This is a genomic window from Pseudomonas sp. GW821-FHT07E12, assembly GCF_058986605.1.
Genome location: NZ_JBYSVX010000066.1, coordinates 1 through 9,325, shown reverse-complemented (window position 1 = coordinate 9,325; position 9,325 = coordinate 1). Strand labels below are relative to the sequence as shown.

Here is a 9,325-nt window from a genome sequence, read left to right as displayed (position 1 = left end):
TCGCCGCTCGCGGTTTCTTACGTAGGAGCGGCTCTGGGTGGCCTCGGGCCATCAGCCGCGATGGGGCGTTACCGGTAAAGCCTCATCGCGGCTGAAGCCGCTCCTACGGGTAAAGCCATTCGCTCAACGCGGCAGCCGGCGCAGGATGTGCTCGTGATCGAGCACCCGGCCGACCGGGAATTCGTAGTCGCCAACCTTCTCGAATCCATAGCGCGCATAGAACCGCTGCGCGCCGAAATTCTTCGACCAGACCCCGATCCACAACGTGCGCGGCCCGTCGCGCTCCATCCACTGCAGCGCGGTTTCGAACAAGCGGCTGCCCCAGCCGCAGCTCTGGTGTTCCTTCAGCAGATACAGCCGCTTGAGTTCGCCATCGCCCGGCTTGATCTCCGCATGCGGCAAGCCGCAGGGGCCGGCGGCAGCGTGGCCGATCGCCTCGCCATCGTGCTCAAGCAGCCAGATCGCATAGTCCGGATGCGCCAGCACGATGCGCGAGCGCTCCACCGCGTAGCTCTCGTCGAGGAACCCCTGCAGGTCCTCGTCGGGATAGAGGTGGCCGAAGGTTTCGGTGAAGGTACGCGCAGCCAGTGACGACAGGGTCTGCGCATCCTCCGGGGTGGCGCGTCGGATGCGCATGGATCACGCCTCCTCTTCTTCCTCGTCGGACGCCTCGTCCTCTTCTTCCTCTTCCTCGGACTCTTCTTCCTCGTCGTCCTCGTACTCGTAGTCGTCCTCGCCGAAATCCTCACCGTCCCAACGGCCTTCCGGGTCCGGCACGAAGGTCAGCGGCGCATTGGCGCCATTGCCCACCCGCACCAGCCAGCCGCCGAACACGCGGGCGCGCTGGGTGGCAAAGCCCTCACTCGCACCCTCGTTGCCCAGAACTTCCCATTGCAGGTTGAAAGCGGTCTCGTCGGTCATGTCGGCCTCTGCTGCGGTGATGGTAGGGAGTTACTTCGTCTGCGGTCGAACCTGGATGTGCACTTCGGCCAGCTGCGCGTCCGCGATCGGCGACGGCGCGTCGGTCATCAGGCACTGCGCGCCGGTGGTCTTCGGGAACGGGATCACGTCGCGGATCGACTCGGTACCGGCCATCAGCGCGGCGATGCGGTCGATACCGAAGGCGATGCCCCCGTGCGGCGGCGCGCCGTAGTTCAGCGCGTCGAGCAAGAAGCCGAACTTGGCGCGGGCTTCCTCGGCACCGATGCCGAGCAGCTCGAACACCGCGCTCTGCATCTCCGGACGATGGATACGGATCGAGCCACCGCCGATCTCGTTGCCGTTGAGCACCATGTCGTAACCGCGTGACACGGCGGTCTTGGCATTGGCGCGCAAGTCGGCCACGTCGTCCACCGCCGGCGCGGTGAAGGGATGATGCAGAGCGACGTAGCGCTGCGCTTCCTCGTCCCACTCGAACATCGGGAAATCGGTGACCCACAGCGGACGCCAGCCGTCGGCGACCAGGCCGAAATCCTTGCCGGCCTTCAGGCGCAGCGCGCCCATGAAGTCGGACACCTTGTTGTAGCCGCCGGCGCCGAAGAACACGATGTCACCGTTGCCGGCGCCGACGTGCGCGAGCAGCGCGGCGAACGCCTCTTCGCCGAAGAACTTGGCGATCGGCGAGCTGACCTCGCCGTTCTCGGCGATCTTGATGTAGGCCAGGCCTTTGGCGCCGTACTTGGCGGCATGCGCGGCGTATTCGTCGATCTGCTTGCGCGACAGGCTGGCACCTCCGGGGATGCGCAGTGCGACGACCCGGCCATCCGGATCAGCGGCGGCGGCGGTGAACACGGCGAACTCGCTGCCCTTGACCAGTTCGGCGACATCGACCAGCTCCAGCGCGATGCGCAGGTCCGGCTTGTCCGAACCGTAGCGACGCATCGCCTCGGCCCAGGTCAGGCGCGGGAAGCTGGCATCCAGCTCGACCTCGACCACTTCCTTGAAGATCACGCGGATCATGTCCTCGACGAAATCCTGCACGTCGCGCTCGCGCACGAAGGCGAACTCCATGTCGAGCTGGGTGAACTCCAGCTGGCGATCGGCGCGCAGCGCCTCGTCACGGAAGCAGCGCGCGATCTGGTAGTAGCGGTCGAAGCCGGCCACCATCAGGATCTGCTTGAACAGCTGCGGCGACTGCGGCAGTGCGTAGAACTCGCCCGGGTGCATGCGCGCCGGCACCAGGAAGTCGCGTGCGCCCTCGGGCGTGGCCTTGGTCAGGATCGGGGTCTCGATGTCCTGGAACCCGCGCGCATCGAGATGCCGACGCAGCGCCTGCACCAGCTTGATGCGGGTGCGCTGCATGCGCTGCATTTCCGGGCGGCGCAGATCGAGGTAGCGGTACTTCAGGCGGGTTTCCTCGCCCGGATTCTCGTGGGCGTGGAACGGCAGCGGCGCGGCCTTGTTCAGCACGGTGATGCGGGTGGCGATCACTTCCACCTTGCCGGTACGCATCTTGTCGTTGACCGCATGGCGGGCGCGCACGACGCCTTCGACCTGCAGCACGTCCTCATAGCCCAGCGAGGCCGCCACCGCGAACACTTCGGCGTTGTCGACCTCCACCGTCACCTGCACGATGCCCTCATGATCCCGAAGATCGATGAAGCAGACGCCGCCCTGATTACGGGCCACGTCGGTCCAGCCGGCGAGGGTGACGGTTTGGCCGATCAGGGTCTCATCGACCAGGCCGCAGAAGTGGGTACGCATGGGGAAACTCCGGAGGGAGGCCGACGCAGCCGCGCCGGCTAGCCGCGTATTTTGCGGCCCGGACACCGGCCGGGGCAAATCCAGGTGCCGATCGACGCTAATCAATGCTTAACCTGGTCATCGGCTTAATTGTCAGCATTGCCATGAACCGCAGGACCGCCCTCATGACCCGCTTCATATCCCCGCTTGCCCTTGTCCTCGCCGCCGCCGGCCTGGCCGGGGTCGCCTCCGCGCCCGCCCAGGCCCAGGACCGCGGCTGGAACGACGGCCGCCCCGTCATCACCTGTTCCAGCGACAACAACCGCCGCAACCAGTGCGGCACCCCGTTCCGTGGCCGCGCCGCGCTGGTCGAGAACCTGTCCGGCACCCGCTGCGTCGAGGGCAACAACTGGGGCAGCGGCGACGGCTTCATCTGGGTCGACCGCGGCTGCCGCGCACGCTTCGTCGAAGCACGAGGCGGCTGGGGCCCGGGCGGTGGCGGTGGTGGCGACGGCCGCACCATCCGCTGCGAGAGCAACGACCGCCGCCAGCGGGTATGCGACACCAACTGGCGCAGCGCGGTCCTGGTGCGCCAGCTGTCCGGCACCCAATGCATCGAGGGCCGTACCTGGGGCAGCCGCAACGGCAGCATCTGGGTCAACGACGGCTGCCGCGCCGAATTCGCCGAAGGCCGCGGCTGGGGCGGCGGCGGCGGCGGTTGGGGCAATGACCCGGGCCCGGGCAACAGCAACTACAGCGTGACCTGCAGCAGCGACAACCAACGCCAGCGCATCTGCGACTGGGACCGCCGCCAGGGCCGCCCCTACATCGTCAAACAGCTATCGGACACCCGCTGCGAAGAAGGCCGAACCTGGGGCTACCGCAACGGCCAGATCTGGGTGGACGACGGCTGCCGCGCACGCTTTGGTGCGCGCTGAGCCGAGTTAACAAGGACGAGCAGGCTGTTGATCTTGCCGTTGCTGTTGCCGTTGCTGTTGCCGTTGCTGTTGCTGTTGCCGTTGCCGTTGCTCGTGATTTTGCTTCCGCTCTTCGCCTTTGACTTACCCGGGGCCCCTGCCGCAGCGGCGGAGACGGCGGGAAAAACCCGCAGGGCGACGTGCATGGATGCACGTCGTTTTCTGCCTCGGCATGGATGCCGCGTCAGAAAATCCCGCTGGCTCCGCGAACCCGTAGCGAAGCGTAGGGCGCGTAGGACGGGGTGTGCTTTCTTTTGGTTACTTTTCTTTGCACAAGCAAAGAACAAGTAACTCGCTCCGAAGGAGCGAAAGCCTTTGCAGTTGCAGTTGCGGTTGCTGTCGCCGCAACGTCAAACCCAACAAGCAACGTCCATGGATGATCAGCCTTCGGCTGCTGGAAAGCGCTTCCCGCGTTCGCGGGGACGACGGTGGAAGAGATCGCGCGGAAAGCGCTGAGTTTCTGCCTGATCAGCCACTCACAACCAAACCACGCCCCACCAAAACCACCAAAAGAAAAATCAGCTCGAAGCAGCCGGCGCCTTCGCTTCCGACTTTGCCGGAGCAGTTGCAGCTGCAGGTGCCGAAGCCGGCGCAGATGCAGCCGCCGTCTCACCACCAGACTTCCCGGCTTCCCCACCCGAATCAACCAGATTCTTGGTCTTCTCCCCCTTCGACTTGAAATCCGTCTCGTACCAACCGGTACCAGACAGACGGAACGCCGGCGCGGTCACCTGGCGCTTCACCGCCTCGGCCGAACAGGACGGACACACCGTCGGATCGGGATCGGCAAGTTTCTGCAGACGGTCGAAAGCATGGCCGCAAGCGGCGCACTGGAAAGCGTAGATCGGCATGGGGACGATGTTCGGAAGCGGAAAACCGGAGCGGATTATCGTGGCGATCCGTCCCGGGTCAAAGCGCGCGCCCCGCAGGCCCCACGCCGGAACGGGCTCAGGCCGATATCGCCAGGCGCCACGCCACCCACAGCATCACCGCCGCCACCGCCAGATCCAGCACCCGCCAGACCCGTGGCCGCGCCAGCCACGGCGCCATCCATGCCGCTCCGGCGGCCAGCCCGAAAAACCACAGCGTCGAGGCAGTGCTGGCGCCCAGCACGAACGCTGTCGGCGCGGCCTGGCGCGCACCGATCGAGCCGATCAGCAGCAAAGTGTCCAGATACACATGCGGATTGAGCAGCGACACCCCCGCCGCCATCAGCAACGCCTGACCGAGACTGCGACGTGGCGAACCGGCCACCGCCCCCAGCGCCTGCGGCCGCCATGCCCGCCGCAAGGCCTGGCCTGCGTAGAGCACCAGAAACGCCACCCCGCCCCAACGCAGCAGCGCCAGCAACAACGGCCAGGATTCCAGCAGCGCGGACAGGCCGAACACCCCCGCAGACACCAGCACGATGTCGCAGGCCGTGCAGAAGGCCGCGACCACCAGGTGATGTTCGCGGCGCAACCCCTGCGCCAGCACATAGATGTTCTGCGCGCCCAGGGCGACGATCAAGCTGGCCATCGTCAGCAGGCCGGTCAGGTAACCAGCGCTCATCGGCCGCTCCAGCGGTCGCGAACGGTGGAACGGTGAGGCATCGACATCAGGGCGGGCTCCGTCAAAGAGCAAGCACTGTGTCGACCGCTGCGCTATAAGGGAAACGAATTATCCGAATGCATCATTAATTTTTCTGATGATCGACTACAAACTGCTCGCCGCGCTCGCCGCCGTGGTGGAGGAAGCCGGCTTCGAACGCGCCGCGCGCCGGCTGGACCTCTCGCAATCGGCGGTGTCCCAGCGCATCAAGCTGCTGGAAGCCCGGCTCGGGCAGGCCGTGCTGGTGCGCGCCACCCCACCGCGCCCGACGCCCCTCGGGCTGCGGCTGCTGCACCACGTGCAGCAGGTCCGCCTGCTGGAAACCGACCTGCAAACCAGCGTGCCGGGCCTGGGTGAAACCGAGGGGCCGCAGCGGCTGCGGATAGCACTCAATGCCGACAGCCTGGCGACCTGGTGGATGCCGGCGGTCGGCCCGCGCCTGATCGCCGATGGGTTATTGCTGGACATGGTGGTCGAAGACCAGGACGTGGGCCTGAAGCGCATGCGCGCCGGCGAAGTCGCCGCCTGCCTGTGTGCGAGTTCGGGGCCGGTCGCCGGCGCACGCGTGCTGGAACTCGGCGCGATGCGCTACCTCGCCGTGGCCACCCCGGACTTCTGCGCGCGCCACTTGCCCAACGGTGTGGATGCCGCCGCGATGACACGCGCCCCGGCGATCGTGTTCGGCCCGGACGATCGCCTGCAGCATCGCTACCTCGCCGACCTCGGCCTGGACATCGCCTTCCCGCATCACCTGTGCCCATCGGCCGAGGGTTTTCTGCAGACTGCGCTGGCCGGGGCCGGCTGGGGCCTGCTGCCGGAGCTGCACTGCCGCGAATGGATCGAACGCGGCGCACTGCGCGAACTCACACCCGGCCATCCGATCGACGTGCCGCTGTACTGGCATCACTGGCGCAGCGGCGGCGCATCGCTGCAGGCCCTCACCGGGCATCTCGCGGCCAGCGCCGGGCGCTGGCTGTTGCGCTGATATCGGGCCGCACCAGACAACCAGCAGCGGCCCCTGCGAGTCGCGATCCTGAGCGCCATCCGCCGGGTCACTTCCTGTCGCTGGATGAAACCGGCGCGTGTGACAACCACGCATTGATCGCGGCCGCCAGCACGGGCAACGCCTGCGCGTCGTAGTGCGTCGCTGCGACAAATACGCCCGTGCCGGTACCCGGCGCGAATGCAAGGTAGGCGCTGAAGCCGCCGCCCGCCGCCGTCTTCTGCACGATCAACGGAGTCGTGGCGCTGGCATCCAGACGAATCCAGCCCAAACCGATCGCATCGGCGCGACCGGCCGTATCCAGTCCATCGATACGCTCCAGCTCGGCGCGCGTACGCTGCGCCCGCCACGGCGAATATCCCCCATCACGTTCTCTCGCCAGCATCGCCTGCATCCATACACCGATGTCGTGCGCGGAGGCGTACATCCCGGCGGACGCCGCGGTGTTACCCGTGTCGACGCAGGCATAGCGCAGGGGATCCTCACTGGGTGCGTGCATCAGCCGCCGGCATTGCGCCGGATCGGGCTTGGCGGTGGTGTCATGCATGCCGAGTGGTCCGGTCAGACGCTCGGCCAGCAATTGCTCGTAGGGACGCCCCGCCGACGCAGCCAACGCGTCGCCGAGGAACAGGAAACCCGGCGTGGAGTACAACGCCCGCCGCCCCGGAGCCGGTGGCGGCGGCAAGCTTGCCAGCCAGCGCCATCGCGCAACCGGATCCGGCCAGGTATTGGGCGCGACGTCCGCCGGCCAGTCCGCATCCGGCGGATTGCGCGGCAGGCCGGCGGTATGGGTTGCCAGTTGACCCAGCGTGATCGTGGTGCCACCTGGCACCGGCCCGGATGCAAAACGCGCCAGCGGCGTGTCCAGCTGCAGCTCACCGGCATCGACTGCGTCTGCCAACAGTTCGGCCGCCATCACCTTGGATAGCGAGTTGACCCGCACCAGCGAATCCGCACGCGGTGGTTTCGACGCGGATGGATCCTGACGGCCACGCGCGAGGAAATGCATACCGGCGGGATCGACCACCATCATCACCAGACCCGGCGCCCCGCTTGCGGCGAACGCCGCATCGGCCAGACGATCGCGCTCGGCCGGCGTCGAGGCCAACACCGGCCCCGCCAGCAGCGCAGCCAGGCACAGGACATATCGCGTGCACCTCATCCCATCACCGCCACGGCCACCGCGCGTGCGACCTCCGCCAATGCGGCATCACGCCCATGCTCGTCCACCTTCGCGCCATTGAGGTAGGACGCCAGCAACAGCGGCGCGCGGCCATCTGGTGGCCACACGATCGCGATGTCGTTGACGGTGTCTTTGCCGTTGCTGCCGGTCTTGTCGCCGATCTTCCAGTCCGACGGCAGGCCTGCGCGCAGGCGTGCGTTGCCGGTGCGGTTGTCAATCAGCCAGTCGGTCAGCTGACGCCGCGAGGCCGGGCTCAGCACGTCACCGAGCAGGACGCGCTGCAGGTTGCCGGCCATCGTCGCCGGGGTGGTGGTGTCGCGCGGGTCGCCATGCGCGAAGTCGTTGAGCATCGGTTCGAGCCGGTCGGTGCGGGTCGACGGATCGCCGATCGTGCGCAGGAACGCGGTCAGTCCGGCCGGCCCGCCGATCAGCGGATACAGCAGGTTGGCGGCGGCGTTGTCGCTCCAGATCAACGTGGCCTGGCACAGCTCGGCCACGCTCAAACCGTATGTGCCGACGTGCTGCTCGGTGGTCGGCGAGTTGCCGAGCAAGTCCGAGACCGCGATCGGCACGCGCGCGGCCAGGCCGAACTTGCCGGCATCGACCTGTTTCAGCACCGCCGCAGCCAATAGAAATTTGAAGGTGCTGCACATCGGGAAGCGCTCGTCCTGCCGATACCCGGTGCGCCGGCCATTGCCGGTATCCAGCAGCATCACCCCGAGCCGGCCACCGCTGCCGTGCTCGATGGCGGCCCAACGCGCGGCCAGGTCGTCGTCCTTGGCCTTTCCCGTGCTCTTTGCCCAGACACTGCCGCCTGCCAGCGACGCCAGCGCCAGACCCGACACCTGCAGAAACTGCCTTCTCGCGATCATCGCCCACCTCCGGGATAAAGCTGGATTATTGGAACGTTGACCGCGCACCACCAGCGAGGTTATTCAATCCCAGCCATCGAACCAGTTCATGAGTCGAGATGATCCGTCCGCAGTTGCCGCTGAACGCCCTGCGCGCCTTCGAGGCCGCCGCCCGCCACCAGAACCTGACCCGCGCCGCTGCCGAGCTGTGCGTCGGCCAGGCCGCGCTCAGCCACCAGATCAAGACGCTGGAATCGCGCCTGGGCGTGGTGCTGTTCCACCGCCTGGCACGTGGCGTCGCACTGACCGAAGAAGGCGCGGCGCTGTATCCGGTACTCAACGAAGCCTTCGATCGCATCGCCGCCACGCTCGACCGCTTCGCCGGCGGCCGTTATCGCGAGGTGCTCAATGTCGGTGTGGTCGGCACCTTCGCCACCGGCTGGCTGCTGCCGCGCCTGCCGACGTTCGCGGCAACGCACCCGGCGATCGACCTGCGCCTGCATACCCACAACAACCGCATCGATCTTGCGGGGGAAGGCGTCGATCTGGCGATCCGTTTCGGCGATGGCGACTGGCAGGGGCAGGTCTGCACGCAGGTGCTGGAAGCGCCATTCGCCCCGGTCTGCGCGCCGGTGTTGGCACGCGCGCTTGTCGATCCCGCCGATCTGGCCGGCGTACCGCTGTTGCGCTCGTATCGCAGCGACGAGTGGCCGCGCTGGTTCCAGGCCGCTGGCCTGCCACCGATCAATGCGCGCGGGCCGGTGTTCGATTCCTCGCTGGCGATCGCCGCCGCGGCCGCAGCCGGCGTGGGCGTCGCGCTGCTGCCGTTGCGGATGTTCGAACAGGATCTGGACGCGGGTCGATTGGTGTGCCCATTCGAGCCGCGCATCGATGTGGGCCGCTATTGGCTCACCCGGTTGCGCTCGCGGCCGGAAAGCGAGGCTGCGCGGCGCTTTCGCGAGTGGCTGCAGGTGCAAGCGTAGGAGCGGCGTAAGCCGCGATGGGGCTTTATCGGTAAAGCCCCATCGCGGCTTACGCC

At 67.2% G+C, this 9,325-nt stretch carries 10 protein-coding genes; 3 read left to right on the top strand and 7 right to left on the bottom strand.

The features are described 5' to 3' along the window. Positions 1–123: 123 nt before the first annotated feature. Genes AC3WJE_RS20530 through aspS form a run of 3 tightly spaced genes read right to left on the bottom strand, consistent with a single transcriptional unit; the run spans position 124 to position 2,703 of the window. Positions 124–636 carry a GNAT family N-acetyltransferase gene (locus AC3WJE_RS20530; RefSeq protein ID WP_493732697.1) on the bottom strand — a complete coding sequence of 171 codons (513 nt, stop codon included), beginning with the start codon at positions 634–636 and terminating at the stop codon, positions 124–126. A 3-nt stretch (positions 637–639) separates the two neighbouring features. Continuing rightward, positions 640–921, bottom strand: coding sequence for a hypothetical protein (locus AC3WJE_RS20525; RefSeq protein WP_493732696.1), 282 nt, complete (start codon positions 919–921; stop codon positions 640–642). A 30-nt stretch (positions 922–951) separates the two neighbouring features. Then, positions 952–2,703 (bottom strand): aspartate--tRNA ligase, encoded by a 1,752-nt coding sequence (gene aspS / locus AC3WJE_RS20520; RefSeq protein WP_493732695.1) that lies wholly within the window; start codon positions 2,701–2,703, stop codon positions 952–954. Between the two features lie 164 nt (positions 2,704–2,867). Here aspS and AC3WJE_RS20515 point away from each other — a divergent pair, with 164 nt between their 5' ends. Beyond that, positions 2,868–3,620 (top strand): DUF3011 domain-containing protein, encoded by a 753-nt coding sequence (locus AC3WJE_RS20515; RefSeq protein ID WP_493732694.1) that lies wholly within the window; start codon positions 2,868–2,870, stop codon positions 3,618–3,620. A gap of 557 nt (positions 3,621–4,177) precedes the next feature. Here the strand turns inward: AC3WJE_RS20515 and AC3WJE_RS20510 are convergent. Both AC3WJE_RS20510 and AC3WJE_RS20505 read right to left on the bottom strand, forming a co-directional pair. Next, positions 4,178–4,510 carry an FmdB family zinc ribbon protein gene (locus tag AC3WJE_RS20510; protein ID WP_493732693.1) on the bottom strand — a complete coding sequence of 111 codons (333 nt, stop codon included), beginning with the start codon at positions 4,508–4,510 and terminating at the stop codon, positions 4,178–4,180. 97 nt (positions 4,511–4,607) lie between these two features. After that, positions 4,608–5,210 (bottom strand): LysE/ArgO family amino acid transporter, encoded by a 603-nt coding sequence (locus tag AC3WJE_RS20505; RefSeq protein WP_493732692.1) that lies wholly within the window; start codon positions 5,208–5,210, stop codon positions 4,608–4,610. Between the two features lie 136 nt (positions 5,211–5,346). On the opposite strand from AC3WJE_RS20505, the gene AC3WJE_RS20500 reads away from it, so the two are divergent. Then, positions 5,347–6,234, top strand: a complete 888-nt coding sequence (locus AC3WJE_RS20500) for a LysR family transcriptional regulator ArgP (protein WP_493732691.1) — start codon at positions 5,347–5,349, stop codon at positions 6,232–6,234. A 67-nt stretch (positions 6,235–6,301) separates the two neighbouring features. Here AC3WJE_RS20500 and ampH read toward each other — a convergent pair whose 3' ends face one another. Both ampH and bla read right to left on the bottom strand, forming a co-directional pair. Continuing rightward, positions 6,302–7,414, bottom strand: coding sequence for a D-alanyl-D-alanine-carboxypeptidase/endopeptidase AmpH (gene ampH / locus AC3WJE_RS20495; protein ID WP_493732690.1), 1,113 nt, complete (start codon positions 7,412–7,414; stop codon positions 6,302–6,304). Continuing rightward, entirely contained in the window at positions 7,411–8,307 is an 897-nt protein-coding gene (bla, locus tag AC3WJE_RS20490) for a class A beta-lactamase (RefSeq protein ID WP_493732689.1), read from the bottom strand. Before bla ends, ampH begins: the two co-directional genes overlap by 4 nt. Before the next feature lie 98 nt (positions 8,308–8,405). On the opposite strand from bla, the gene AC3WJE_RS20485 reads away from it, so the two are divergent. Further along, positions 8,406–9,269 (top strand): LysR family transcriptional regulator, encoded by an 864-nt coding sequence (locus AC3WJE_RS20485; RefSeq protein ID WP_493732688.1) that lies wholly within the window; start codon positions 8,406–8,408, stop codon positions 9,267–9,269. The last annotated feature ends 56 nt before the right edge of the window (positions 9,270–9,325 follow it).